The 23,652-nt window shown below is 70.9% G+C and carries 23 protein-coding genes and 1 pseudogene; 8 read left to right on the top strand and 16 right to left on the bottom strand.

The annotated features are described in order from the left end of the window. Window positions 1–25: 25 nt before the first annotated feature. Entirely contained in the window at window positions 26–259 is a 234-nt protein-coding gene (locus ABZ911_RS11030; protein WP_358054341.1) for a tautomerase family protein, read from the top strand. Here the strand turns inward: ABZ911_RS11030 and ABZ911_RS11035 are convergent. From ABZ911_RS11035 to ABZ911_RS11050, 4 genes are all read right to left on the bottom strand, one after another. Continuing rightward, the gene (locus ABZ911_RS11035) at window positions 256–1,605 is read right to left on the bottom strand and encodes an FAD-dependent oxidoreductase (protein ID WP_358054342.1); all 1,350 of its coding nucleotides are present in this window, start codon (window positions 1,603–1,605) and stop codon (window positions 256–258) included. The two genes, ABZ911_RS11030 and ABZ911_RS11035, sit on opposite strands and share 4 nt — an antisense overlap. A gap of 150 nt (window positions 1,606–1,755) precedes the next feature. After that, on the bottom strand, window positions 1,756–2,409 hold the full coding sequence (locus ABZ911_RS11040) for a dihydrofolate reductase family protein (RefSeq protein WP_358054343.1): 654 nt from the start codon (window positions 2,407–2,409) through the stop codon (window positions 1,756–1,758). A 114-nt stretch (window positions 2,410–2,523) separates the two neighbouring features. Beyond that, entirely contained in the window at window positions 2,524–3,861 is a 1,338-nt protein-coding gene (locus ABZ911_RS11045) for a phosphoribosyltransferase family protein (protein ID WP_358054344.1), read from the bottom strand. A 260-nt stretch (window positions 3,862–4,121) separates the two neighbouring features. Further along, window positions 4,122–4,907, bottom strand: coding sequence for an SAM-dependent methyltransferase (locus ABZ911_RS11050; protein WP_358054345.1), 786 nt, complete (start codon window positions 4,905–4,907; stop codon window positions 4,122–4,124). A 46-nt stretch (window positions 4,908–4,953) separates the two neighbouring features. Between ABZ911_RS11050 and ABZ911_RS11055 the strand changes: the two genes are divergently transcribed. Next, entirely contained in the window at window positions 4,954–6,246 is a 1,293-nt protein-coding gene (locus ABZ911_RS11055) for an MFS transporter (RefSeq protein ID WP_358054346.1), read from the top strand. A 13-nt stretch (window positions 6,247–6,259) separates the two neighbouring features. On the opposite strand, the gene ABZ911_RS11060 is transcribed toward ABZ911_RS11055, so the two are convergent. The 11 genes from ABZ911_RS11060 to ABZ911_RS11110 all read right to left on the bottom strand — a co-directional run bounded on the left by ABZ911_RS11060 (window position 6,260) and on the right by ABZ911_RS11110 (window position 15,981). Next, window positions 6,260–7,627, bottom strand: a complete 1,368-nt coding sequence (locus ABZ911_RS11060; RefSeq protein ID WP_358054347.1) for a CoA transferase — start codon at window positions 7,625–7,627, stop codon at window positions 6,260–6,262. Between the two features lie 84 nt (window positions 7,628–7,711). Continuing rightward, the gene (locus ABZ911_RS11065) at window positions 7,712–8,473 is read right to left on the bottom strand and encodes an SDR family NAD(P)-dependent oxidoreductase (protein WP_358054348.1); all 762 of its coding nucleotides are present in this window, start codon (window positions 8,471–8,473) and stop codon (window positions 7,712–7,714) included. Then, window positions 8,470–8,922: a heme-binding protein gene (locus ABZ911_RS11070; RefSeq protein ID WP_358054349.1), complete on the bottom strand. Its 453-nt coding sequence runs from the start codon at window positions 8,920–8,922 to the stop codon at window positions 8,470–8,472. Before ABZ911_RS11070 ends, ABZ911_RS11065 begins: the two co-directional genes overlap by 4 nt. Further along, window positions 8,915–9,811, bottom strand: coding sequence for a 2-dehydropantoate 2-reductase (locus ABZ911_RS11075; protein WP_358054350.1), 897 nt, complete (start codon window positions 9,809–9,811; stop codon window positions 8,915–8,917). Before ABZ911_RS11075 ends, ABZ911_RS11070 begins: the two co-directional genes overlap by 8 nt. Next, window positions 9,808–10,938, bottom strand: a complete 1,131-nt coding sequence (locus ABZ911_RS11080) for a mandelate racemase/muconate lactonizing enzyme family protein (RefSeq protein WP_358054351.1) — start codon at window positions 10,936–10,938, stop codon at window positions 9,808–9,810. The genes ABZ911_RS11075 and ABZ911_RS11080 overlap by 4 nt, the downstream gene beginning before the upstream one ends. Before the next feature lie 20 nt (window positions 10,939–10,958). Further along, window positions 10,959–11,711, bottom strand: a complete 753-nt coding sequence (locus tag ABZ911_RS11085; RefSeq protein ID WP_358054352.1) for an SDR family oxidoreductase — start codon at window positions 11,709–11,711, stop codon at window positions 10,959–10,961. A gap of 44 nt (window positions 11,712–11,755) precedes the next feature. Continuing rightward, window positions 11,756–12,916, bottom strand: coding sequence for an ABC transporter ATP-binding protein (locus tag ABZ911_RS11090; RefSeq protein WP_358054353.1), 1,161 nt, complete (start codon window positions 12,914–12,916; stop codon window positions 11,756–11,758). Window positions 12,917–12,921: 5 nt separating this feature from the next. Beyond that, the gene (locus ABZ911_RS11095; RefSeq protein ID WP_358054354.1) at window positions 12,922–13,737 is read right to left on the bottom strand and encodes a carbohydrate ABC transporter permease; all 816 of its coding nucleotides are present in this window, start codon (window positions 13,735–13,737) and stop codon (window positions 12,922–12,924) included. Continuing rightward, on the bottom strand, window positions 13,734–14,672 hold the full coding sequence (locus ABZ911_RS11100; RefSeq protein ID WP_358054355.1) for a sugar ABC transporter permease: 939 nt from the start codon (window positions 14,670–14,672) through the stop codon (window positions 13,734–13,736). The genes ABZ911_RS11095 and ABZ911_RS11100 overlap by 4 nt, the downstream gene beginning before the upstream one ends. After that, window positions 14,669–15,337, bottom strand: coding sequence for an extracellular solute-binding protein (locus ABZ911_RS11105; protein ID WP_358054356.1), 669 nt, complete (start codon window positions 15,335–15,337; stop codon window positions 14,669–14,671). The genes ABZ911_RS11100 and ABZ911_RS11105 overlap by 4 nt, the downstream gene beginning before the upstream one ends. Next, window positions 15,337–15,981, bottom strand: coding sequence for an extracellular solute-binding protein (locus ABZ911_RS11110; RefSeq protein ID WP_358054357.1), 645 nt, complete (start codon window positions 15,979–15,981; stop codon window positions 15,337–15,339). The genes ABZ911_RS11105 and ABZ911_RS11110 overlap by 1 nt, the downstream gene beginning before the upstream one ends. Window positions 15,982–16,181: 200 nt before the next feature. Here ABZ911_RS11110 and ABZ911_RS11115 point away from each other — a divergent pair, with 200 nt between their 5' ends. The 4 genes from ABZ911_RS11115 to ABZ911_RS11130 all read left to right on the top strand — a co-directional run bounded on the left by ABZ911_RS11115 (window position 16,182) and on the right by ABZ911_RS11130 (window position 22,139). Continuing rightward, window positions 16,182–18,440, top strand: a complete 2,259-nt coding sequence (locus tag ABZ911_RS11115; RefSeq protein WP_358054358.1) for a BNR repeat-containing protein — start codon at window positions 16,182–16,184, stop codon at window positions 18,438–18,440. A 73-nt stretch (window positions 18,441–18,513) separates the two neighbouring features. Beyond that, window positions 18,514–19,311 (top strand): IclR family transcriptional regulator, encoded by a 798-nt coding sequence (locus ABZ911_RS11120; protein ID WP_358054359.1) that lies wholly within the window; start codon window positions 18,514–18,516, stop codon window positions 19,309–19,311. Window positions 19,312–19,398: 87 nt separating this feature from the next. Further along, window positions 19,399–19,953 (top strand): helix-turn-helix domain-containing protein, encoded by a 555-nt coding sequence (locus ABZ911_RS11125; protein WP_358054360.1) that lies wholly within the window; start codon window positions 19,399–19,401, stop codon window positions 19,951–19,953. Between the two features lie 17 nt (window positions 19,954–19,970). Continuing rightward, window positions 19,971–22,139 carry an MMPL family transporter gene (locus ABZ911_RS11130; RefSeq protein WP_358054361.1) on the top strand — a complete coding sequence of 723 codons (2,169 nt, stop codon included), beginning with the start codon at window positions 19,971–19,973 and terminating at the stop codon, window positions 22,137–22,139. A gap of 38 nt (window positions 22,140–22,177) precedes the next feature. Here ABZ911_RS11130 and ABZ911_RS11135 read toward each other — a convergent pair whose 3' ends face one another. Further along, the gene (locus ABZ911_RS11135) at window positions 22,178–22,636 is read right to left on the bottom strand and encodes a helix-turn-helix domain-containing protein (RefSeq protein WP_358054362.1); all 459 of its coding nucleotides are present in this window, start codon (window positions 22,634–22,636) and stop codon (window positions 22,178–22,180) included. 104 nt (window positions 22,637–22,740) lie between these two features. Here ABZ911_RS11135 and ABZ911_RS11140 point away from each other — a divergent pair. After that, a pseudogene (locus ABZ911_RS11140) lies at window positions 22,741–23,082 on the top strand (DUF899 family protein); the annotation flags it as partial. Window positions 23,083–23,109: 27 nt separating this feature from the next. Further along, on the top strand, window positions 23,110–23,631 hold the full coding sequence (locus tag ABZ911_RS11145; protein ID WP_358054363.1) for a pyridoxamine 5'-phosphate oxidase family protein: 522 nt from the start codon (window positions 23,110–23,112) through the stop codon (window positions 23,629–23,631). Window positions 23,632–23,652 lie beyond the last annotated feature (21 nt).

Raw genomic sequence — 23,652 nt, forward strand, 5'->3', positions numbered from 1 at the left:
TGCTGTCACGAAAGGAGTTCCCACGATGCCGAATGTCACCATCGAGATCCTCGAGGGCCGAAGCCCGGAGAAGATCCGGGCACTGGGCGAGGAGGTGACCCAGGCGATCGTCAGATCGCTCGGGGTACCGGCCGCCATCGTCCGCGTCGCCGTCACCGAGCTGCCGCCGGCGAACCTGTTCATGGGCGGGCAGGACTTCACCGAACCCGCCCGCCACACGGGGGCGCCGCAGAACGGCTCGGTGACCGAGGGCGTCTAGGCGTCCTTCGGGAAGGGGTGTGCCGCACGGATGATGTCGTCGGGGTCGCGATCCTGCTTGATCTTCCTGAGCCGGTCCAGGGTCGCGACACCGAACGCCCGCGTGATCTCCTCGCCTGGGGCGAGATAGGTGTACGGCTTGCGTCCGGTGGCGGTGGCCAGGCCTTCGAACAGCTCCTGCTGGCGGCAGGCGATCGCGGCACCGGCGGTCTGGTCGGCGGCGAGGCCGAGGGTGTAGAGCAGGAAGGGTTCGGTGAGCCGTCCGCAGGCCCCGGGGTTCGCGACCGGCTGGGCCAGGGCGCCGCCGAGGTGGCGTAGCTGCACCATGGCCAGTGGCGCGATCGGCGAGGAGGCGAGCAGGGCGGCCGCGGTGGCGTCGTCCAGCTCGGTCAGCAGCTCGCCGCGGTAGAGGGAGGGGCGGGGATCGGTGGGCTCGGCGCAGATCGCTCCGAGTTCGGCGACCGGGCGCGGCGCGCGGGTGTCGGAGATGAGGTCGCCAAGGTGTTCGGCCTCCCTTAACAGCTCACGCCCGCTGTCGGCCGACCCGAGGTAGGCGACGTCGAGCGTGACGACGGAGTGGCCGCCGGCCGCCGGGGGCAGGCGCAGCAGGGTGAACCAGAGCGAGAGGTCGTCCGGAGCGTCGGCGGTGATCTGCCGGAAGGCGTCCATGACCTCCGGCGCGCGGTCGACGGCCCACGTCATTCGCCCGCCGTACAGCAGGGGTGCGGGCGCCAGGGTGAGTTCCAGGGCGGTGACGACGGCGTGGCCGCCGCCTCCGCCGCGGAGCGCCCACCACAGGTCCGGGTCGCTGGAGGCGTCGACGCGGGCGGGAGTGCCGTCGGCGGTGATGACGTCGGCGGAGCGCAGGGTGTGCGCGGCGTAGCCATGGCGGCGGCCGAACCAGCTCAGCCCGCCGCCGAGGGTGTAGCCGGCCACGCTGACGACCGGCGAGCTGCCCGCCAGGGCCGTCAGGTGGTGCGGGCTGACGTGGTTCAGGACCGCCTGCCAGCCGGCGCCGGCGCCGACGCGGGCGAGCCGTTCGCCCACGTCCAGCGTCACCTGGTTCAGGTGGCCGGTGCGCAGCAGGATCGTGCCGCGGGTGTCGCCGGCCGCGCCGTGTCCGGTGGGCTGGACGGACACGGGTACGCCGGCCCCGTGGGCGTAGGCGAGGAGCGCGGCGACGTCCGGGGCGTCGGCGGCCTCCACCACCGCGAGCGGGACCTGGCCGACGGTACGGTTCCAGGGCGCGGCCGCCGCCGCGAAGGTGCCTTCGCCGGGCGTGTGAACCTTCCCGGTGAGGACCCGGCGCAGGTCCCGCCCCAGGGCGTGAGTCGTGGTGGTGGACATGGTGGAGGCTCCAGGAGTTCGTCGAGCGGTCCCAGCCCGGACCGCTCGTGCTGAGCATTCCAGCGATGACCAGAATGATCAAGGCAGCGGAAAGCGGCTCGGCACGGCACGATCACGGAGGAGAGCCTGCCGATGTCGCTCCAGCCGTGCCTAGGCGATGGCCTCCTTGCCGTCGCGCACCACGAACTCGCCGCTGCCGGGGGAGCCGAACTCGGCCTGGCGCAGAGTGAGCGAGACCACGCCCGCGCCCCCGCTCAGCACCTCCGCCTCGGTGATCCGGTAGGTCGCCGGTGCGGCGCCGTCGGCGAACAGGCGCTTGCCGTCCCCGACGACGACGGGGAACTGGATCAGCCGGTAGGTGTCGACGAGCCCGGCGTCGTGCAGGGTGCGCGCCAACTGCCAGCTACCGTGCACCTGCAGCTCGCCGCCCGGCTGCTCCTTGAGCCGCCGCACCTGCTCGACGACGTCGCCGCGCAGCACCGTGGTGTTCCCCCAGGCCGCGTCCTCGTCGGACAGGGTGTTGCTGACGACGTACTTCTGCCAGGTGTTGAGGGCGGTGGCCACGAGGTTGTCGGGATCGGTCACCTGCGACCAGTAGGTGCGCATCATCTCGAAGGTGTTGCGCCCCAGCAGGAAGGCGTCGGCTTTCCTGAACCACCCGTCGACGGGGTCGAGCTGGCCTTCGCCGGCGTGGGGCACGAGCCAGCCCCCGCGCTCGAAGCCGTTGCTGGGATCCTCCTGGACTCCGCCCGGACCCTGCATGACGCCGTCGAGGCTGACGAAGGTGTTGACGCTGAGCTCCATGGCTTTCTCCTTAGGTGAGGTCGTGTGCCGTTTGTGAGGAAACACCGTAGGTGAACGTCGCCGAGTGGTCAGCCGGGCGGAGTCGGCGCAGACCGGTTCGGTGAACCGCCGCCGCTACGACGCGCCGCTCGGGGCGCTGTGGCCGGAGTAGCTGGTGAACCAGTCGCAGGCCAGTTCGGCGACGACCTCCAGCGCGCCCGGCTCCTCGAAGAGGTGACCGGCTCCGGGCACGATCTCCAGTCGGCTGTCGCAGCGCAGGTCGCGCATCGCCTGCCGGTTGAGGTCGAGCACGGCCCTGTCGTCGCCGCCGACGATGAGGAGTGTGGCGGCTTCGACCGCGGGCAGTCGCGGCCCGGCCAGATCTGGCCGGCCGCCCCGGGAGACCACCGCGGCGATCTGGTCGCCCTGTTCGCCCGCTGCCCAGAGCGCGGCCGCGGCGCCGGTGCTGGCGCCGAAGTAGCTGATCGGCAAGCGCGCGGTGGCCGGCTGGGCCCGAAGCCAGGCGGTGGCCTGGACGAGCCGCCCGGCCAGCAGCTCGATGTCGAACACGTTGGCGCGCTCGATCTCCTCCGCCGGGGTGAGCAGGTCGAACAGCAACGTGGCGAGCCCCGCCTCGTGCAGGACGGCCGCCACGTACTTGTTGCGTGGGCTGTGGCGGCTGCTGCCGCTGCCGTGAGCGAACACCGTCAGGCCGGCGGGCCGATCCGGGACGGTGAGCAGGCCGGGCAGTTGGGCGGAACCCGTCCGCACCCAGACCTCGCTGGTCTCGGCGGGCGGATCGGCGTCGAGCGGGACGCCCGGGTGGTCGTCGAGGGAGGCGGTCGCCTGATCGAGTAGGGCGAGCACTTCGGCGTCGGTGGTCTGGGTGAAGTCGTGGTACCAGGCGCCGATGCCGTACAGGGAGGGCGGGGTGTGCAGGCAGATCACCTCGTCGGCCGCCTCACGCAGGTCGGCGATCACATCCGGTGGTCCGACCGGAACCGCGAGAATCACCCGGTCGGCACCGCGTGCGCGGACGACCTGGCAGGCGGCGCGGACGGTTCCCCCGGTCGCCACGCCGTCGTCCACCACGAGTACGGTGCGGCCGGCCAGCTCCACCGGTTGTCGCGTGCCACGGAAGCGGCGGGTGCGTTGCCGGAGCTCGGCCCGCTCGGCCTTCTCCACCGCCTCGATCTCCCGGGGGGTGAGCTGTCCCATCCGGGAGATGCGGGGGTTGAGGATGCGCACCCCTCCTTCGCCGATGGCGCCGAAGCCGTATTCGGGCTGGTACGGCATGCCGAGCTTGCGGACCACGATCACATCCAGCGGCGCGCCGAGCTCCTGTGCCACTTCGAAGGCCACCGGCACGCCGCCGCGCGGCAGGGCGACGACCACCACGTCCTCGTCGTGAACCTGTCGGCGCACCTGCCGGGCCAATCGCCGTCCGGCGTCGCGCCTGTCCGTGAATATCACTGCTGCCCACCTCCCGGTGGAACTCCCGCACAGGACGTCAGCAGTGGGGTCGTACCTTCGACGGAGCATGGTCGTGGACATGCTGCCACCGGCATCCCCCGCGCGATGGTGTTCCGCTGCCGGTCCTTGTCGATATGTGATCCGCGCCGTGGTTGCCCTCACCGGCGATCGCGGCAAGAGCTATGACAACCTGCGCGTCTAGGCCGAGTATGGCACCTTGACGCTCGGGGTCCACCCGCGGAGCGCCGATTCACCGCGCGTCATCGCCGCTTGGCCCCCACCGCGCACAGGTGGTAGTCCCCCTTGACCCGCGACTTGTCGGTGCCCGGATCCGGGCGCCACTCGCGGGTGTTGACGATGCCGGGCTCCAGCAGCTCGAAGCCTTCCAGGAAACCCTCGAACACGGCGCGACGGCGGGGGGTGAAAGGGGAGGTGGCGCGCTGGTAGACGGCGCTGACCTGGTCGGCCTTCGTCGGCATGGTGTCCGGGGCGACATGGGTCAGCACCAGGTGGCTGCCGGCGGGCAGCAGCTCGCGGTAGCGGCGGACGAGGTCGGCCGGGTCCTCCTCGTCGGAGACGAAGTGTATCAGGGACACCACCAGCAGGGCGACGGGCCGCTCGAGGTCGAGCACCTCCGCCGCCCGCACCATGACCTTCTCCGGCTCACGCAGGTCACCCTCCTGGACCGTGACGCCGGGGGAGTGGCCGAGCAGGGCGCGGGAGTGGGTGAGCACGACGGGGTCGTTGTCGACGTAGACGACCTTCGCGCCGTCGATCACCTCGTGGACGTGGCCCGCGGTCGGCAGGCCGGAGCCGATGTCGAGGAACTGGTCGACGCCCAACTCCCTGAGGTGGCGCACCGCGCGCTGCAGGAAGGCCCGGCTGTTGCGGGCGTCGCCCGCGACCTCGGGGACGATGCCCAGAACCCTCTCGGCGGCCTGCCGGTCCACCTCGAAGTTGTCCTTGCCGCCCAGGTAGTAGTCGTACATCCGCGCCACGTTGGGGACGGCGGCGCTGATACCCGGGGGCACTCGCTCACTGGTCATGGGGCAAACCTAGACGATCTATACCAAAGGTTGCGATGATCACTTCATGTTAGGTCTCGACGCGGCGCCCGGCATCAGCAAGACCAACCTGTGGGCCTGCATGGGGCTCGGATTCGCGGGCACCGCGGTCATCACCTTCCTGCCTGCCGGTCAGCCGTACATCCTCAGCGAGGTCCTCGGGCTGTCCTCCGACGACCTCGGCCGGACCACCGGCTACCTGCAGATCGCCGCGGAGATCGCGCTGATCCTCAGCCTGACCTGGTACGGCGCGCTGGCCGACCGGATCGGCAGGCGCCCCATCGCCGTCGCGGGCCTGCTGCTGTGCGCGCTGGGCGCGGCGCTCTACCCGTTCGCGGGCAACACGGGCGTTCTCATCGCGTTGCGGGTCGTCTTCGCCCTCGGCATCGCCGCTCTGCACATCACCATGTCCGCGATCACCGCCGACTATGTGCGCGACCCGGCGCGGGGCAGGGCCTACGGCTGGCTCGGGCTGTTCAGCGGCATCGGCGCGGTGATCGCCGTCCTGGTGCTGGTCAGGCTGCCCAGCATGCTGGAGACGAGCGGGATGGCGCCCACCGCGGCCGCCAGGACCGGCTTCCTGATCGTGGCCGCGCTGGTGCTGCTCGGCGCGCTCGCGCTGCGCCACACCCTGTCACCGAGCTGGGGTGTGCCTGAGACGCCGCGTGTACCGCTGCCGCAGCTGATCGCTGAGGGAGTCAGGCTGGCCCGCGACCCGGGGGTGGCGCTGTCCTACGCCGCCTCCTTCGTGGCGAGGGCCGACCTGGCCCTGGTGGCCGGCTTCCTGTCGCTGTGGATCATCGACTACGCCAGGGCCGTACGCGGCATGTCCGCCACCGAAGCCCTGGCCAAGAGCGGCGCCATCGTGGGCATCGCCTACACCGTGATCGTGGTGGGCGCGCCGCTGTTCGGCTGGCTCGGCGACCGGATGAAGCGCCAGAACGTCGTCATCCTCGCCCAGGCCGTCGCGGCCGCCGCCTACCTGTCGACCCTGCTGGTCAGCGACCCGCTCGGGCCCGGCATGATGCTGGTGGCCGCCTTCATCGGCCTCGGCGAGATCGGCGTCATCACCACGGCGGGGCCGCTGCTCGCCCAGCAGGTCCCGGCCCGCTACCGCGGCTCCTCGTTCGGCGTGCAGCTCCTCTGCGGCGCCATCGGCATCTTCATCGTCTCCGGGGTCGGCGGCTGGCTCTACGACCTGTGGCGGCCCGCCGCCCCCTTCGCCCTGTCCGGCGCGTGCGGACTGCTGGTGGTGCTCTTCGGCCTCGCGGTACGGCGCCGCGTCACCCCACATCCTGAGGCGGCACCGGTCCCCTCGTAGCACTCGCCCAGCATCACCGCGCGGTCCAGGCCGGCAGGTCTTTGCCCCACTGGGTGGGCGGGTGGCTCCAGTCGCGGGGTGCCCCGTCGTAGTTCACCGGGGAGAGGGCGTGGTCGAGCAGCCCGTAGGGTGACGCGGTCTTGGTCAGCCAGGGGTGTGGGGTGTAGGTGCCGCCCTCGATGGGGGCGGGACGGAGGTCGTGCAGCAGCCAGGACGCGGTGCCCGCGAGGGACAGCCGCAGGTGTCGCCCGCCGCCCGTCGCCTGGCGGTCGGTCAGTGCGCGCAGGATCGCGGCCGCGAGGAGGTACCCGGTTCCGTGGTCCAGCGCCTGAGCGGGGAGCACTCCCGGGCGGCCGTCGGCGGAAGCCTCGATAGTGGCGATGCCGCTGGCGGCTTGGACGAGGCTGTCGAAACCGCGCCGCGAAGCCCAAGGTCCCGACCAGCCCCAGGCGCAGAGCTGGGCGACGATCAGGCCGGGGTGCCTCGCCAGCAGCGAGTCGGGGGCCAGGCCGTACCGGTCGAGCGCGCCGGGCCGGTAGCCGGTGAGCACGACGTCGGCCGAGCCGAGGAGGTCTTCGAAGACGCTCCGGTCCGCGGGGGCGGAGAGTTCCAGCAGGGTGGAGCGCTTGCCCATGCCGGTGTCGGCGTGGGCGTCCCCGTCCTCCAGCAGCCAAGGCGGGTCCACGCGCAGCACGTCGGCTCCCAACAGGGCGAGTGTGCGGGTCGCGACTGGTCCGGCGATGACCCTGGTCAGGTCCAGGACTCGTACTCCACCGGCCGGCAGGGAAGCCGCGGGCAGCGTCCGCGGGGCGCTCTCCCCGACCAGATCCGTCTCCACCAGCGGGAGGGCCGCCTCAACCGGGGCCGGGGCCACGGCCACGGCCAGGCCGCCCGCCGCGTAGACGGTCTCCTGGACCGACCGCGCCGGGCGCGCCGCCAGCTCGCCTGCCAGCAGCCCGGCCAGCGCTTGGTCGTCGCCCGTGTCGGGGATGCCCAGGGCGCCCAGCAATCGGGCACGGTGGTGCGGGTAGTTGGCGTGGGTGCGTACCCAGCCGTCAGCCGCGCGCCAGAAGCCCGACAACGGCGCGAAGGACGCCGGGGCCCGGCCGTCGACGCGCAGGTGCCGTTCACTGACGAACGCCGTGGCCACCGCTCCCTCCCGCACCCGCACCACGGGTACCGGCCCCGGGCGCCGCAGCGCCAGCAGTTCCGCAGCAGCCAGCGAGCACACCCCCACCGTCGCCCGCGCCAGCTCCCGCACCGGCAGCCGTGCGGGCAGCACGCCGCTCGCGCCCTCGTACGACACTCTCTCGATCAGGTCGGCCCGCCCGCCGAGGGCGGCCCAGGCCTGAGCGGTCGCCACGTCGTTGGTGTCACTCATCCGACCAGAGTGCACCATCCCCTCCAAGGGGGCGGTACGGTCAGCGCCCCCGCCGTGAGTCATCGGCGGAACGGCGCCGCCCTGTCAGTAGACGGCCCGTCCGCCGCTGAGGTCGTACACGAACCCGGTCGTGAAGCCGGCGGCCGGGGAGACCGCCCAGGCGATCGCCTCGGCGATCTCGTCGAGGGTGCCGCAACGGCGCATCGGGATCCGGGAGGTCATGTAGTCGACCTGGCCGGCGGACATGGCGTCGACCATCTGTGTCCTGATCACCGCGGGCGCGATCGTGTTGATCGTCACGCCGGTCTCGGCGTACTCCTTGGCCATCGCCTTGACCATGCCGATGAGGCCGGCCTTGGACGCCGAGTAGGACACCATGCCGGCGTTGCCCTCCTTGCCGGCGATCGACGCCACGTGCAGGATCCTGCCGTAGCCATGCCGCGTCATGTGCGGCAGCACGGCTTGGGAGAGCACGAACGCGCCCCGGAGGTTCACCTCGACGACGCGGTCGAAATCCTTGACGTCGATCTCGTGGCTGGGCGCGCCGGTGACACCGGTCACGCCCGCGCAGTTGACCAGGGCATGCAGGGGGCGGCCGTCGCCGAGCAGGGTCGCGATCTCATCCCGCAGGCGCGGGTCGTCGGTGATGTCGAACTCCAGCGGCTGCCCGCCGGGCAGGCTCGCGGCGACCGCCGCCGCGCGCGGGGCGTCGCGGTCGGCGCAGATCACCCGGGCTCCGCGGGCGGCCAGCAACTCCGCCGTCGCCCGGCCGATGCCGGCCGCCGCGCCGACGACCAGGATCCGCTGGCCCGAAACATCGACGCCCGCGTACGGGTTCGAGGTCATGACGCGCTCCGCTCAAGGAATTCGATGGCCGCGAGACCGGCCTTCGCCAGTTCGAGGTCCTGCTCCTGACGGGCTCCGCTCACGCCGAGGCCGCCGATCAACGCGCCCGTGCGGTCCTTGATCGGCAGACCGCCGCCGAAGAGGACGAGGCCGGGCATGCTGGTCGTCGCCTGACGGCGGAGATCGTCGTCGTCGCGCAGCAGGTCGGCCCACCGGTGGGTGGCACGGCCTGTGGACGATGCCGTCCTGGCCTTGCCGAGCGAGAGCTCGACGCTGATCAGCGACGCGCCGTCCATCCGGTGGAAGGCGCGCAGGACCGCGGCCTCGTCCACCACGGCCGTCGTCACGTTCAGCCCCGCCTCCGCGGCGGCCTTCCGTACGGCTGCCACGGCGCCGTCCACCTGAGCGCAGGTCAGGCGTCCTCGGTAACCCGCCTGTGGGTCAGTCACCGATCTCATTCCTCTCTGTCAGGGCACGGACCACGAGTTCGTTCAAGGGGGTCGGGACGCCGGCGACGGCACCGGTGTCGACGACCGTCTGGTTCAGGGCCGCCAGTTCGAGCGGGCGGCCGGCGAGCGCGTCCTCGAGCATCGAGGTGCGGTGGTCCGGCGACCGCGACCGCACGCCGAGCAGGATCCGCTCGGTGAGGTCCGCCGGCAGGGCGACGCCGCGCGCCCGGCCGACCGCGACCGCCTCGTCCACGAGGCCGCGGACCAGGCCGGAAACGGCCGGAAGCGCGGTGATGCCGAGCGGTGCGCGGAACAACGCCGTCACCGCGCCGGTGCCGACGTTCAGGCAGAACTTCTCCCACCGCAGCCGGTGGAACCGCGCGGTGGGCACGACCCGGAGCGCGTCACCGGACAGGACCGCCGCGACATGGCGGCCACCGTCGTCGTCGGGGACGTAGACGAGGTCACCCGCACGGTGCACCACCCACCCGGGAGCGCGCAGACCGGCGCTGACGTGAAGCACGGACGGCACCGCCCGGGCCCGGCCGCGCCCCGGCTCCCCAGGCAGCACGGCGACAACGGGTTGGTGATCGATACCGTTCTGCGCCACGAGAACCGTCGTCGCCGGTGTGACCGCGGCATGAAGCCAGTCCTTGACTCCCTGAACCTGGTGCGCCTTGGTGGCCACCACCACGACCTCGGCCGGGGCGACGTCGGCCACCCGCGTCACGACCCGCACGTCCAGCGCGCGCACCACGCCGTCGCGTTCGAGCCGTATCCCGTCGATCTCCGAGCGGGCGCACACCACGACCTCGTGGCCGGCGTCGGCGGCCCGTCCGGCCAGGTAGCCGCCGATCGCCCCGGCGCCGATCACCACCACGCGCGTCACGGCACCACGCCCGCCGGCGCGTCCGTCGCCCGCACCGAGCCCGCCACGGTGTGGCTGTCGAGGAACTCGTCATCCAGGCGGAAGCCGATTCCCGGTTCGGCCGGAACACGGAGGCCGGCCCCCGGCACCAGCTCCGGCAGGACGACGCCGACGTCGTACTGCCCGTACGGCACGAGCAGTTCGACGTGGCCGAGTTCCGGCCGTGCCGCCACGAGCTGGATGTTGGCCGCGTTCATGGTGGCGCTCGCCCCGTGGTGCATGATGAGCCGTTGCCCGAGCCTGGCGGCGTCGTCGGCGACCGCCAGCGCGCCCGTCAGGCCCGCCTTCCAGTAGCAGTCGATCAACAGCAGTTCGGCCAGCCGCTGCTCCATGGCCCAGCGGGCCGCGTCGGGCCCGCCCGGCGCGGTTTCGAACGCGGCGACGGGGATGCCGCACCGCCCGGCCAGCCACCGGTGGGAGTCGACGTCGAAGGGCTCGAACGGCTCTTCGAACCACGCGAACCGGAGTTCGGTCAGGAGCGCGGCCAGCCGTTCGGCGGCGGGCCGGTCGAGGCGCCGCGTGGCGTCGAACATCAGCGGCGTGCCGGCCGGGAGTTCCGCACGGAGCTTCCGGCACACCTCGATGTCGTGGTCGTGGCGGCCCGTGGAGTGCACCTTCAGCGCGGAGAATCCCGCTGCGAGCGTCGCCTCGGCCGACCGTAGGGCGTCGGCCACGCCGTCGAAGTGCGGGAGGCTCGCGTACACCGGCACCGTGCCGGCCGGCTTGTCGCAGAGCAGCGCCGCCACCGGCCGCCCCGCCGCCCTGCCGAGGAGATCCCACAGGGCGGTGTCCAGCGCGCTCACCGCGAAGACCGGCACATACTGCGCCAGATGGAGGTGCATCATGGCCGACCACAGCGTCTTCACGTCGCCGGGGTCGTCGAGCCGCCGCCCGATGATCAAGGGTGCGAGCACGTGCCGTACCCCGTCGGCGATCGACGTGTGGGACAGGCCGTGGTGCGACCTCGCGATGGACGTGCCCACGACGCCGTCGTCCGACTCGACCGTGACCAGGCAGGCCTCCTCCCGCGCGCCCCACCGCACGCGATGCAGCGGGCCCGCCGGATAGGCCAGCCCCCGCGTCGTCACCCTCCTGATGGTCGTCATCGTCAGCGCCGGCAGCCGTCGGCCGACATCACGGCCCCGGTGACATAGCGCGGGGCGTCGGTCAGCAGGTAGGCGACGAACCCGGCCACCTCGTCGGGCTCGCCGTAGCGCCCCACGGCGGACGCGTCCGCGAGGCGCCGGCGGAAGGCTTCGGGGTCGTCCATGCCGGACTCCGAGACGCGCATCAGCTTGCCTTCGAGCGGCCCCGGGCAGAGGGTGTTCACCCGGACACCCCGCGAGCCGTACTCCAGGGCGCACGCACGCGACAACTGGATCACCCCGGCCTTGGACGCCGCGTACGCCCCCCGGCGCTCGTTCGCCTTCAATCCCGCCTCCGACGCCGTGTTGACCACCCACCCGTCCTCGTTGGCCGCGACCACGGGCAGCGCGTGCTTGAGCACCAGGAACATCCCGATCAGGTTGACCTCGATGGTCTGCCGGAAGCTCTCCAGCGGATGGTCGGCGATGGGGAAGGTCCCACCCGAGATCCCGGCGTTGTTGAACAGCGCGGTGATGCGGCCGAACCGCTCGAGCCCGCGCGCGACGAGCCCGGCGACGGACTCCTCGTCGGTGACGTCCGTCTGTACGGCCAGCGCCGCCCCTCCGGCGGCACCGAGTTCGTGTTCGAGCTTCTCCAGGGCCCCGGCGTCGAGGTCGGCCAGGATGAGGGAGTCGCCGTTCGCACTGAGGCGTCGTGCGACCGCCGAGCCGAGGTCTCCCGCGGCACCGGTGATGAGCGTGACACGTTCCGACATTCCATACCTCCGTGGGGTGAGGGGTCGATGGCGTCGTAGGTGGGTCAGGGGGTGACGCGATGAAGGGTGTCGTGACGGCCGGGCAGCGGCGCGGGCGGCGAGACCGTCAGCGACGATCCGGTGTCGGCGTCGAAGACCCGGGTGTGCGCGCTGTCGGTGACCCGCAGCGTGACCTCCTCACCCGGCCCGACGCCCACCACGGGCGGAACGCTCGCCGTCACGGTCTGGCCGTCGACGACGACCTTCAGCAGCGACCGTGAACCGAGCAACTCGACCGAACGGACCGTACCGGTGATTCCGTCGTCACCGGCCGCGCCGAGGGCGAGGTTCTCCGGCCGCACACCGAGGACCGCGCGGCCGACGACGGAGGGCAGCGGCTCGCCGACGCGGACGCGGACGCCGTCGGCCACGAACAGGCGCTCACGTTCGAGCCGGCCGGGCAGCAGGTTCATGCCCGGCTCGCCGAGGAACCCGGCCACGAACGTGTTGGCCGGATTGTTGTAGCAGTCCAGGGGCGTGCCCGCCTGCTGCACGACTCCGCCGTTCATGACCACGACCAGGTCCGACAGGACCATCGCCTCCGCCTGGTCGTGCGTGACGTAGACCATGGTCGCCGCGAGCCGCTCGTGCAGGTCCTTCAGCTCTGATCGCATCTCGAGGCGGAGTTGGACATCGAGGTTGGACAGCGGCTCGTCGAGCAGGAACGCCGCGGGCTGCCGGACCGTCGCGCGCCCGAGGGCGACGCGCTGCCGCTGGCCGCCGCTGAGCTCGCGAGGGTACCGGTCGAGCAGCCCGTCGAGCCCGAGCACCGAACTCGCGTACCGCACGCGCTCCTCCACCTCGGCCTTCGACGTACGGCGGCGCTTGGCCCGCAGCGGAAAGGCGATGTTCTCCCACACCGTGTAGTGCGGGTAGAGCGCGTAGCTCTGGAAGACCATCGCGATGTCGCGATCCTGGGGCGGCACCTCCGACACCAGGCGTCCGCCGATCTCGATCGTGCCGCTGGTCGCCCGCTCGAGCCCGGCGATCATGTGCAGCGACGTGCTCTTCCCGCAGCCGGACGGCCCGAGCAGCGTGACGAACTGACCCGCCTCGATCCGCAGGTCGAGGGCGTCGACCGCGACGACATCGCCGAACTTCTTGGTCAGCTTGCTCAGTTTGATTCCCGCGGCCCTGTTGGTCGGGTAGGCGCTACGGTCTGTCACTGTCATCATCCCTTGATCGCGCCGGAGAGGAAGCCTCCGACCAGATAGCGTCTGAACACGATGAAGAGCACGACCGGCGGGATGGTCGCGATGACCACCCCGGCCATGAGCGGCCCCCATTCCCGGCCGTGGAATCCCTGGAAGAAGGTCAGCGCCACCGGCATGGTCCGCAACGCGGGCGACGAGGTCATCGTCGCCGCGGTGATGTAGTCGTTCCAGGCGACCAGGAAGGCGTAGGCGCCGGCCGCGATCAGCGCCGGTTTGGCGCCGGGAATCACGATCTTGCGCGCGGCCTCCCAGCGGGAGTAGCCGTCGACCGTCGCGGCCTGCTCCAGTTCGATCGGCAGCGCGTCGAACTGGGTCTTGGTCACCCAGACCACCATCGGGATCACGTGGGCGACGTAGAGAAGCGGCAGGGTCACCGCCGAGTCGAGCAGCCCGATCCGGTCGAACAGGAGCTGGGTCGGCAGCAGCAGCGAGTACGCGGGGATCGTCATCGCCGCGATGAAGAACACCAGCAGGAAACGCGACCCCCTGAACCGGAACCGGGACATCGCGTACCCGGCCGCCGCACCCCCGACCAAGGCCAGGAGCACGGTGGCGAGGGAGTTCACGACGCTGTTGAGCAGGTTCCGCCCGACGCCCTCGCGCCCGAGCCGCGCGTAGTGGTCGAGCGTGGCCGGGTCGGGCAGCAGCGCGGGCGGCGCCGAGAGGATCTGCCCGGAGGGCTTGAGCGAGGTCGCCAGGGACCACACCAGGGGGCCCACCACCAGGGCCAGGACCAGTCCCAGCAAGGTCGTGAACAGAGTCCGCCGCGTCATCGTCCTGCCCCCACTCGTCGCTTCGGCCGGTCCATGCCGAGAATCCGTACATAGGCGAGGATCAGCAGCATGTTGATGACGAACATCAGCACCGCGATGGCGTTGCCGTAACTCTGGTTGCTCTCCTCGAAACCGATCTCGTAGAGCAGGTATGACAGGGTCGTCGTGCCCTTGATCGGCCCGCCTTCGGTGAGCCCGATGATGACCTGGACCTCGTTGAAGTAGCTGATGGTCAGCGTCGCCACGACGATCAGGATCGACGGCTTGAGCAGGGGCAGCGTGATGCGCCGGAACTGCTCCCAGGCGCTGTGTCCGTCGACCGACGCGGCTCGGTACAGGTCCGCCGGGATCTGCGCGAGCCCGGCGAGCAGGAGGATCGCGCCGAAGGCGAAGGTACGCCACACGGCCACGCCGACCAGCGCGGCGGGCGCCCCCAGGTCGTCGGAGAGCAACGCCACCGGACCCAGGCCGACGAACTGCAGGATCCCGACCAGCAGCCCGCCCTCGAACGGGGCGAGGATCCACTTCCACAGGATGGCGACGACCAGCGGGCTCATCGCCCACGGGATGAGAAAGAGCGTCATGATGAGCCGGCCGGTCCCGCCCATCCTGTTGATCACCAACGCCGTGACCAGGGCGGCCAGCACCCCGAGGACGAGCGCGGCGAACGTGAACTGCAGCGAGACCCCGACCGCCTTCCAGGTGGCCGGATTCCCGAACAACTCGGCGTAGTTGTCCATGCCCACGAAGCCGCGGTCATGGAAGAAGACCATGTCGCGCAGGCTCGTGTAGAACGCCGCGAGCCCCGGGATCAGGTTGGTCGCGATGATCAGCAGCGCCGCCGGGCCCACCAGCAGGTAGGGCGCCCGTGCGGCCCGCCGCCGGGGAGCCGGGGATTCCGGCTGAGCGGGTCGTCCCTCCAGGACGGCACTCATTGCCAGCCCAGCTCGGACTGCGCGTCCTTCAGGATCGTCGTGATGTCGTCCTTCGTACCGAGGAGCCGCTGGACGGCGCCGTTGAGCACGTTGGCGAGTTTGGTGACGTCCTCGATCCGCTGCGGCAGCACGCGCGCCCCGTCAGCTTCGATGATCTTGACGAAGTCGGTGATGACCTCGCCCTTGCCGGTGGCGAAGAAGGGATCCTTCAGCACGGACCGGCGGTCCGGGACCTGCCCCGCCTTCTTCGCCCAGGCGAGTGAGGCGTCCTTGCTGTAGAGATGCTCGACGAAGGCCGCGGCCTTGCCCAGGTTGCCGGACTTCGCCGACAACCCGACGTTCCAGTACGGCCCGAGCAGCGCGCTCGGCGAGTCGGAGTCGAAGCTGGGCCAGGCCCTGACCTTCAGCGTCGAAGCGTCGTACCCGGCGGCCGAGTCGACGTAGGCGGAGTAGCGCGGCCCGAACGCCATGGCGACGGCGTACCGGCCCGAGGCGAACTGGTCCTGGATGTCCTGCCCGGTGGCGGTGATGGCGTCACCGGGGACGGCGCCCGAGGTCGCCAGGGACCGGAGGGTCTCGGCCACCCGCACTGATTCGGGCCCCAGCAGATCGAAGCGACCCGTCTCCTGGTCGAAGACCTCCTTCTTGAAGCCGTTGAGCAGCATCAGGAACGGGTGACGCCGGTGTCGTTGGTGGGCAGGCCGAGGCCGAACCGCGACCCCGTGGTCAGCCCCTGCACCGCGGTGGAGAAGTCGCTCCAGAGCAGCGGGGGGCCGTCGTGCCCGGCGGTCTTGAGGACGTCCTCGCGGTAGAAGAGGACCTGCGCGGGGGTCGGCCAGATCGGCAGCGCCACCCGGCGGCCGTCGAACACGGCCTTCCCGGTGAACACGTCGAACATGTCCGGTACCGCCTGGCCGGTGAACTCCTTGCTCAGGTGCTCGTTGAGGTCCGCCAGCGCGCCCGCCCGGTCCAGCAGGTGGAGGAAGGAGTCGCGGGCCCAGATCACGTCGGGCGCGTCACCCCGCTGGGAGGCGGTCATGAACTTGGATTCGAGTTCCTCGAAGGGCTGGGCCTCGACCACCACGTCGACGCCCTGGTGCTGCGCTTCGAACTGGGCGATGAGTTCGTTGAGGACGACTTCACGGGGCGACGTGCCCTCCGAGCTGAGAAATGTCCAGACTCGGATCACGTCGCCGCCGGAGGCCGTCGAGGCGTCTCCGCCACATGCCGTGAGGCTCACCGCGAACACCGCCGTGGCAGCCACCCCTCGGAGCCAGCGGGTGCGGCTGGTGCCTGCCCGTCGATTCACTGCCACGCTCCTCCCGGTTCGCTGGGCGAACCTCAGATGTTCAGATTCATGAACTAGCGATCGGATTTCTGAACGGTATTCCCCGTCCCTTGAGGTGTCAACAGCCCATCCGAAACGAAATCGCCACTCTGGCAAGGAGCTCTCACGCCTGCTAATTTTGTATGTGAACACAAGTTCATATACGTGAACCAGGAGTGGTCATGGCGCTGTTACGACATCTACGACGCTCACTCGTGCTCATCACCTCGGCGTCCGCCCTGCTCATGGGGCTGCCCGGCCAAGGCGTCGCCGGAGCCGACCGGCCCGTACCGGTCGCCGCCTCGCCGGCCAGGCTCACGCCCGCACACTCGACGCTGATCGCCACCGACACCCACGACTGGAACAACTACGCCCCCGACCAGTCGAAGGTCCTCACCGTGGGGGACTACCAGTACGCGATCTTCTATTCCGACGACCTGCGCCTCACGCTGTCGCGCCGCCGGCTGGGCACCGACGACGTCCAGCTCGTACGCTTCCCCCACCGCCTGTCGGCTCCCCAGGACACCCACCACAACGCGGTTCTGGGAGTGAGCGAGGCGGACGGCCGCCTGCACCTCTCCTATGACCACCACGGGCACCCGCTGCGCTACATGCGGTCGGTCCAGGGCCTTCTCACCTCACCGCCGGCGACCATCGGGCCCGCTCACTTCGAAAGCCCGGGACCGCTGGTCGGGGCCGGTCCGCTCGAGGAGCGGGTGACCTATCCGCGATTCGTCCAGCATCCGGGTGGCGACCTGTATCTCGTCTACCGCGTCGGATCCTCCGGAGACGGCGACACCTACCTGCACCGCTACGACGACGTCGCCGGCGCCTGGTCGCGCACGGGACAACTGCTGTCCTCCAACGGCACCTACCCCCCGTGGAACAACTCGACCTCGCGCAACGCCTACCTGTTCGACGTGTCCTTCGACGACACCGGCAGGCTGCACCTCACGTGGACCTGGCGCGAGGTCGCCAGCACCTTCGCCTCCAACCACGACGTGCACTACGCCTACAGCGACGACAACGGCCTCACCTGGCGCAACAACACCGGCGCCCAGATCGCGAACCTGCCGGCCGGGGACCCGTTGGAGCTGTCCGACCCGGCCGTCGTCGTCGAGGTCCCGATCAACTCGAACCTGATGAACCAGGGCGTCATGACCCTCGACAGCGCGCGGCAGCCGCACCTCATCACCTACGTCTCCACGGTGGTGCCGGTGACGCCTTCCACGTCGAACCTCCACTACGTCCACTTCTGGCGGACCGCGGACGGGGCGTGGCACCGGCAGTTCATCGACGACACGTCCGTCAAGCTGCCGCCGATCAACACGCTGACCCACGCCGAGCCGTTCCGGCGCGGCGACGCCCTCGTGGACGACAGCGGCGACCTGCACTTCTACTCGATCGTGTCGGGCGCCCTCTACGGCTACGTCGCCGGCGCGGCTTCGGGCTGGTCGGACTGGACCGTCTACCGGGTCGGCGACGCCCCGGTCGGGCTACTCGACCAGGGCCCGAAGTTCGACAGGACGCGCTGGAAGGAACAGGGGATCGTCTCGATGGTCGTGTCACGCCCCCAGCCCGACGGCACCACCGACCTGTACGCCGAGGAGTTCCACCTCCGCCCGGCGAGCACACCGGCCGTCCCCCGGCTGAAGGTACGGCCCGCCTCGCGCGGCGTGGAGCTCCTCATCGACGGAGCCGAGGGGGCGGAGTCCTTCGTCGTCGAGCGGAAGTCGGGCGACGGCCCGTTCGTCACCCTCGCCACCGGCTACAGCCAGGGCACCATGCGGCGCCGATACCTCGACGACGGGGCGACGGCGGGGGTGAAGCACCTGTACCGCGTACACGCGGTCAACGCGGCGGGCCACGGCCCGGCCGCCGTGGCAGGCGGCACCCTCGGCGACGGTTGGACCGACTACACCGTCGATCTCGACCTGCGCATCACCACCTGGTCCGCCGGGGTGGCCTTCCGGGTGAACGAGGTGGCCGCGGACTTCGATCAGGGCAGTTTCTACTGGTGGGCCATCCAGCCCGCGCGCAACGGCGGCGAGTTGCACCGGCTGATCTTCGAGCGGGGTGCCATCAGGCGCCTGCCGGTCCTCCCGCTGCCGGACTTCGTCGCCGTCAACCGCCACCACCACCTGACGATCCGGGCGATCGGCGACCGGATCACCACCTTGATCGACGGCATCGAGGTCGACAGCGTCACCGACGGCACGCACGCGCGCGGCTCTGTCGGATTCCGCCACGGCCGGGTGGACGGCGACCGTACCCTCTACGACAACGTGCTGATCACCGAACCGGGCGGAGCGGTCCTCTTCGAGGAGCGTTTCGCCGAGCCGACCCAGTTCGCCTGCGGTCAGCTGAATCTGGGCGCGCTGCTCGTCGGGCCCGGAGGGCGGTGCTCGCTGCCCGTCCGGTCGTTCACGCCGGCGAGCTAGATTCACCTATGTGGATCGCGGTTCGCTAATGTGAACACGTGATGTCACGACGAGGAATCCTGAGGAGTGGACAGTGAGCGGCGACGAGGACAGCACCCCCACGATCAAGTCGGCGCTGCGCGTCCTGTTGCTGATCGAACTCCTCACCGAGCATCCCGACGGGATGACGTTCCCGGAGATCCGCGCTGCCCTTGAGGTTCCCAAGAGCAGCCTGCACGGCCTTCTCAAGGTCATGAGCGGCCGGGGTCACCTGGTTTTCGACCCCGGCAGAAAGGTCTACCGGCTGGGCGTGCGGTACTGGGAAGCCGGTCAGGCCTACCGTGCCGGCACCGATCTCGCGACGGTCTCCCTGCCCTATCTGGAAGCCGCTCGCGACGCCCTCGGCGAGACCGTCCAGCTCTCCGTCCTGGACGGGCTGGAGAACGTCTACATCGCCAAGGTCGACTCCGACCAGGTTCTGCAGCTCGTCTCGCGCATCGGCAGCCGCCTGCCCGCCCACGCCACCGGCCTGGGCAAGGTCCTCCTCGCCAGCCTCGACCCCGAAGAGCTCGACCACAGGCTGAAGGGCGCCGAGCTCAAGCGCTTCACCGCGACCACCGTGGCGGACGTGCCGGAACTGACCCGCGTGCTGCGGGAGGTCCGCGCCAGCGGCTACGCGATCGACGACGGCGAGTACACCGAAGGCGTGTTCTGCGTCGCCGTCCCCGTGTACGGGCGCGATGGAACGGTGGTCGCCGCGATGAGCTGCGCCGTGCCGAGCATCCGCGTCGGCGCGGAGACCCGGTCGCGCATGCTCGACACACTGACCGAGCAGTCCCGCTTCCTGTCCGCCGCCCTCGGCTACCGCGAGGACCGGACCGCCCGCCCATAGCGACTCGACATTCCCGGACTGTGGTGATGATCACAGTGCTGACCGATCGGTCAGAGTCTGACCGATCGGTCAGGTAGTGTGGGGTCCATGGCCCGCAACAGTTCCGGCTTCCGCACGGAGATCATCGACGTCGCGTCACGGTTGTTCGCCACGAGCGGCTACAAGGGCACCTCCCTGCAGGACATCGCCCGCGAGGTCGGCTGCTCCAAGGCGGCCCTGCTGTACCACTTCGACGGCAAGGACGCGATCCTCACCGAGCTCCTGGCCCCCGCGGTGCGGGCGCTCGCCGAGCTCGACGCCCGGCTGGCCGGGCTGGAAGGCGACGCGGCCGTCCTCCCGGCCGTCGAGGGGTACGTCGACTTCGTGCTGCGCTTCCGGCGCCAGGTCAAGATCCTCTACGACGCCATCCCCGAGATGCTCCGCCACGCGGCGCTGGCCGAGGTCCCGGAGAAGTCGGACCGGCTGCTGGACGCGCTCGCCGGTCGCTCCCCCGACGCGGAGCCCCGCGTGGCCGCGTTGATGGTGCTCGCAGCCGTGCCCGCCGTCTGCACGAGCCCGACCCCGCTGCCTGACGCCGAGCTGCGCCGCGTCCTCATCAGGAGCGCGCTGCGCACCCTTGACCGCGATCTCACCCACCCCTGAGAAGGACCCCCACTTTCATGGCCACACTGCTCTACCGGCTCGGCCGCGCATCCTTCCGCCGTCGGCGGCTGGTGCTCGCTCTGTGGATCGCCGTCCTGGCGGTCCTCGGCGCTTCGGCTGCGGCGTTCAACGGCCCCACGGCCTCCAACTTCAGCATGCCGGGCACCGAGTCCCAGCGCGCGCTGGACGCTCTCGCCGAACAGTTCCCGCAGGCCGCGGGGGCCACCGGCACGATCGTGGTCGCCGCCCCCGACGGACAGGCGCTGGCCTCGCCGGGCAACCAGACGGCGGTGCGGGCACTCGTCAAGGAGGCCGCCGCGCTGCCGGGCGCGGTGGCGGCCCTCGACCCCTTCCAGGTCGGCGCCGTCTCCGCCGACGGCCGTTACGCCCTGGTGCAGGTGCAGTTCGCCGAGACCGCCGACCAGCTGACCGCCGCGCAGCGCACCGCGTACCACGACAGCGGGAAGAGCGCGCGGGCGGCCGGGCTGCGGGTGGAGCACGGCGGCGAGGTGATGGCGGCCGCGCCGGAGATCGGCGGGACCGAGGGCCTGGGCGTCGCCGTGGCGGCCGTGGTCCTCGTCATCACCTTCGGCTCGCTCGTGGCGGCGGGGATGACCCTGCTCACCGCGCTGATCGGCGTCGGCGCCGGCATGGCCGGGCTCTTCGCCCTGAGCAGCGCCGTCGAGCTGACCAGCACCGCCCCGGTGCTGGCTCTCATGCTGGGGCTGGCCGTCGGCATCGACTACTCGCTGTTCATCACCTCCCGCCACCGGCAGTACCTGCTCGACGGGCTCACCCCGGAGGAGGCCGCCGCCAGGGCCGTGGGCACCGCGGGCTCGGCCGTCGTCTTCGCCGGGGCCACGGTGGTGATCGCCCTCGCGGGCCTCGCCGTGGTCGGCATCCCGTTCCTCACCGTGATGGGCCTGGCCGCCGCGGCCACCGTCGCCGTCGCGGTGCTCGTCGCCATCACCCTCCAGCCCGCCTTGCTCGGCTTCGCCGGCCTCCGGGTGCTGCCCCGCAAGCAGCGGAGGACGGAGCACGCCACCGCCGCGACGCGCCCCGGTCTCGGGTTCCGCTGGGCGTACGTCGTGACCCGCTGGCGGGTGTCGTTCATCGTGGCCGGGGTGCTCCTGCTCGGCGGCCTCGCCGTACCGGCCGCGCAGATGCGCCTGGCGCTGCCCGACGCCGGAACGGCGGCGGAGGGTACGGCGGCGCGCCAGGCGTACGACCTCATCAGCGAGGGCTTCGGGCCCGGATTCAACGGCCGGCTGGCCGCCGTCGTCACCGGCGGGTCCGCGGAGGCCACGACGCGCGCCGCGACCGAGGCCGCCACCGCGATCCAGGCCACCAAGGGGGTGCTGGCGGTCACGCCGCCGCAGCTCAACGCCGCGGGTACGACCGCCCTGCTGGGCGTCATCCCGGCCACGGGCCCCACCGACGAGGCCACCGAGACCCTCGTCCACGACATCCGCGCCAAGGTCGCGGAGAGCGGCGACGTGTCCCTGACCGGCCAGACGGCGATCGGCATCGACATCTCCGCGAAGCTGGCCGAGGCGTTGCCCGTCTACCTGCTGCTGGTCGTCGGCCTGTCGGTGCTGCTGCTGATGCTGGTCTTCCGTTCCATCCTGGTGCCGGTCAAGGCCGCGCTCGGCTTCCTGCTCACCGTGGGCGGCACCTTCGGCGTCACCGTCGCGGTCTTCCAGCAGGGCTGGCTGAGCGGCCTGTTCGGCATCGACACCCCGGGGCCGCTGGTCAGCTTCCTGCCCATCCTGATGATCGGCATCCTGTTCGGCCTGGCCATGGACTACCAGGTCTTCCTGGTCTCCCGGATGCGGGAGGACTTCGTCCACGGCGACACGGCGCGCCAGGCGACGATCTCAGGGCTGGGACACGGCACTCGCGTCGTCACCGCCGCCGCGCTCATCATGATCTCGGTGTTCGGCGGCTTCGTGTTCATGGACGATCCGATCATCAAGTCGATCGGCTTCGCCCTGGCCTTCGGCGTGGCCGTCGACGCGTTCGTGGTCCGGATGACCATCGTGCCGGCCGTGATGTCGCTGCTGGGCGACCGCGCCTGGTGGCTGCCCCGCCGGCTCGCGCGCGTTCTGCCCAACGTCGACATCGAGGGCGAGCGGTTGCGTGAGCACCTCGGCCACGCGGCTCCGGAGGCCGCCGCGAAGGTCTGAACGCACAGCGCGGCCGATCTCGACCACCGGCAGGCGCTTCAGCCGTTCTCCGCTCCGGGGCCGGGCAGCACGTCGATGTCGGTGGCGCGCATCGGCCGGTCGCACACCGAGCAGTGCAGTTCGACGTGGCTGATCTCGCCGCAGGCGTGGTGCCGGTAGAGGACCGGTGGGCCGGCCTCGCCCGCCGTCCACCGGTCCCCCCAGCGCACCATCACCAGCAGCAGGTCGCACAGTTCCAGGCCCTTGGCGGTGAGCGTGTACTCGTGGCGCGGCGGCCGGCTCGAATACTCCCGCCGCTCCAGCACGCCGTTCTCGGCCAGCCACTTGAGCCGCTCGGTGAGCACCTTGCGGGAGATGCCCAGACTCTGCTGGAGCTGCTCGAAGCGGGTGATGCCGACGTAGACGTTCCGCAGGATCAACGGCGACCACGGCTCGCCGACGACGTCCAGCGTGCGGGCGATCGAGCAGGCCATGTCGCCGAACCGGGTGCGCTGCATGAGCGCAGTCTAGGCGGAAAGGGTTCCCTTAGGGAACGGCCTTCTGTTAGCGTCGAGCATGTCAGTTCCCTAAGGGAACTCATTCGAGGGGAGCACATCACGACACCTCCCTGGCGCTGGTGTCCCGCGGCCCGCTGGCCGAGATCACGCCGTTCAAGGAGCGCATGGGCTGGACGGTTCCGTGGTTCTCCTCGCTGGGTAACGACTTCAACGACGACATGGGAGCAGGTGACGGGTTCGCGCTGAACGTCTTCCTACGCGACGGCGACGACGTCTACCGCACCTACTTCACCACCGGCCGGGGCGTCGAACGGCTCGGCAGCAACTGGACCTTCCTCGACCTGACACCGTACGGCCGCCAGGAGACCTGGGAGGACTCACCCGAAGGCCGCCCGCAGACCCCGCCCTACCAGTGGTGGCGCCTGCACGACGCATACGAAGCCTGAAGAGCCAAGATCCCGAGGAGACCTGTCATGGCCGGAACGCCACCCGTCGCGGAACTCCTCTTCGGCGAGGCCGACGCGACCCCGTTCAGCACGGACGAGACGACGGTGAAACCGTGGGACCAGGCGCGGGCGTGCCTGGAGTCCGCGCCGAAGGCCTGGCTCTCGACGGTACGGCCCGACGGCCGTGCGCACGCCATGCCCGTGCTGCTGGTGTGGGTCGACGACGCCCCCTGGATCACGACCCGCCCGTCGTCCCGCAAAGCCAAGAACCTCGCCCACAACGCCCATTGCGTCATCACCGTCGCGGCCGAGACCCTCGACCTCGTGGTCGAAGGCGACGCCGTCCGAGCGCGGGACGAGGCCACGCTCCACCGGGTGTCGGCCGCCTTCAAGGCGAAGTACGAGTGGGAGCTCGCGGTGCGCGACGGCTCCGTCTACGAGGACGGACTTCCGGGCTCGCCCGAGTACGGCTTCTACCGGGTCACACCCACGCGCGCCTACGGCTACGGCGCGGACGGCATGACGGCGACGCGCTGGCGATTCGGATAGCGGCCGAGCCTGCCACCGCCC

The organism is Nonomuraea sp. NPDC046570 (assembly GCF_040645915.1).
In the GTDB taxonomy this organism is placed as follows: domain Bacteria; phylum Actinomycetota; class Actinomycetes; order Streptosporangiales; family Streptosporangiaceae; genus Nonomuraea.

Bases quoted from the DNA above. Each gene is read 5' to 3' on its own strand.
- ABZ911_RS11135 (WP_358054362.1), bottom strand. From the start codon at position 22,636: ATGCAGCGCACCCGGTTCGGCGACATGGCCTGCTCGATCGCCCGCACG.
- ABZ911_RS11115 (WP_358054358.1), top strand. From the start codon at position 16,182: ATGGCGCTGTTACGACATCTACGACGCTCACTCGTGCTCATCACCTCG.
- ABZ911_RS11060 (WP_358054347.1), bottom strand. From the start codon at position 7,627: ATGAGTGACACCAACGACGTGGCGACCGCTCAGGCCTGGGCCGCCCTC.
- ABZ911_RS11040 (WP_358054343.1), bottom strand. From the start codon at position 2,409: ATGGAGCTCAGCGTCAACACCTTCGTCAGCCTCGACGGCGTCATGCAG.
- ABZ911_RS11100 (WP_358054355.1), bottom strand. From the start codon at position 14,672: ATGAGTGCCGTCCTGGAGGGACGACCCGCTCAGCCGGAATCCCCGGCT.
- ABZ911_RS11030 (WP_358054341.1), top strand. From the start codon at position 26: ATGCCGAATGTCACCATCGAGATCCTCGAGGGCCGAAGCCCGGAGAAG.
- ABZ911_RS11095 (WP_358054354.1), bottom strand. From the start codon at position 13,737: ATGACGCGGCGGACTCTGTTCACGACCTTGCTGGGACTGGTCCTGGCC.
- ABZ911_RS11145 (WP_358054363.1), top strand. From the start codon at position 23,110: ATGGCCGGAACGCCACCCGTCGCGGAACTCCTCTTCGGCGAGGCCGAC.
- ABZ911_RS11130 (WP_358054361.1), top strand. From the start codon at position 19,971: ATGGCCACACTGCTCTACCGGCTCGGCCGCGCATCCTTCCGCCGTCGG.
- ABZ911_RS11055 (WP_358054346.1), top strand. From the start codon at position 4,954: ATGTTAGGTCTCGACGCGGCGCCCGGCATCAGCAAGACCAACCTGTGG.
- ABZ911_RS11105 (WP_358054356.1), bottom strand. From the start codon at position 15,337: ATGCTGCTCAACGGCTTCAAGAAGGAGGTCTTCGACCAGGAGACGGGT.
- ABZ911_RS11065 (WP_358054348.1), bottom strand. From the start codon at position 8,473: ATGACCTCGAACCCGTACGCGGGCGTCGATGTTTCGGGCCAGCGGATC.
- ABZ911_RS11085 (WP_358054352.1), bottom strand. From the start codon at position 11,711: ATGTCGGAACGTGTCACGCTCATCACCGGTGCCGCGGGAGACCTCGGC.
- ABZ911_RS11050 (WP_358054345.1), bottom strand. From the start codon at position 4,907: ATGACCAGTGAGCGAGTGCCCCCGGGTATCAGCGCCGCCGTCCCCAAC.
- ABZ911_RS11125 (WP_358054360.1), top strand. From the start codon at position 19,399: ATGGCCCGCAACAGTTCCGGCTTCCGCACGGAGATCATCGACGTCGCG.
- ABZ911_RS11035 (WP_358054342.1), bottom strand. From the start codon at position 1,605: ATGTCCACCACCACGACTCACGCCCTGGGGCGGGACCTGCGCCGGGTC.